This window comes from Oleiphilus sp. HI0066 (assembly GCF_001635725.1).
In genome coordinates this window covers 1-1,302 of record NZ_LWFH01001105.1, presented here as the reverse complement: position 1 = coordinate 1,302, position 1,302 = coordinate 1, and the positions used below count along the sequence as shown (strand labels likewise).

The window sequence follows — 1,302 nt, the reverse complement described above, 5'->3', positions numbered from 1 at the left end:
CTGTTATCGATAATCTTTTAGCGAGCGAGGCAACAGGCTTAACGCCATCGCTGAGCCGTTTCTTTGAATCTTTGCAAGGCGCGGCTGAAGACCCAACTTCTGTACCTCAGCGTCAATTATTGCTCACGCAAGCTGAAGGCTTAGTGTCGCGCTTTCAAACATTGGCGGCGCGCCTTGAAGGCGTAGTTGCGAATATCAATCAGAATCTTGAAGCGGATGTTTCGTCGATCAATGCGCTGGCGCAGGGGCTTGCTGAAACGAATGCAGCTATCGCACTCGCTAGTAGTTCTACAGGTGAAGGTCAAAAGCCGAATCAATTGCTTGATGAACGCGACGAGCTATTGCGTGAACTATCTGAATACGTTCAACTTTCTGTTGTTGAAAACCCGAACAACGGAACAGTAAATGTGTATCTCGGAAAAGGCGACCCGCTCGTATTAGGCAATTCTGCGTCTCAGCTACAGACCATTCGTAATCCTGCTGATGGACGCTTATTAGATCTCGCCATCGTCAAAGATGGGCTACAGCAAAACATCACCGATAATGTTACTGGTGGCTCCGTCGGTGGCTTATTAGCGTTTCGCGATGGAGAGCTGACCACATCCATTAATGCCATTGGTCGTATTGCCATGACATTAGCGGATTCGATGAACGATCAGCATGCCGTGGGCATGGATCTAGAGAACAATTTAGGCGGTTTGTTTTTCGCCGATATTAATGACCCAGCCGTTGCAGCGGAGCGTGTTCTTGCAAACTCATTAAACACACCACCTTACGATCAATCGGTATCGATTTTTATTCAAGATACATCCCAGCTCACCACGGATAATTATGAGTTGAGATTTGAAGGGCCGACCGATGCCGACTTTATTGTGGTGAATCAATCCACAGACGAAACCGTTTATAAATCGACCCTGTCGAATGTTTTCCCTAGTCGCGTTTCGATCGATGGTTTTCAGTTATCGTTTAATGGTGGCACCTTCAAAGAAGGGGATCGCTTTACGCTTTATCCCACGCAAGCTGGCGCTATCAATTTTGAGCAAGTGATTGATCGAGTCGATGAGATCGCTTTAGCATCGCCCATTCGTTCGCGCAGTAGCTTAGGTAATATTGGTAACGCTCAAATTACGCTAGGTGAAATGCTCGATGTTAATAACCCTCTGACCAATCAACCTTTGTCAGAATTTGCAGTGCCAGGTGAGCTGAGCCCTCCTTTGTTGATTCGCTTCGTCACAGACAATTATTACGAAGTGCTTGATAACAGCAATCCGGCTAGTCCTGAGCCTTTGTCGCCACCGATCA

General features: G+C 47.1%; 1 pseudogene. It reads left to right on the top strand.

The features are described 5' to 3' along the window. Positions 1 to 1,302, top strand: a pseudogene (locus A3738_RS31135) (flagellar hook-associated protein FlgK); the annotation flags it as partial.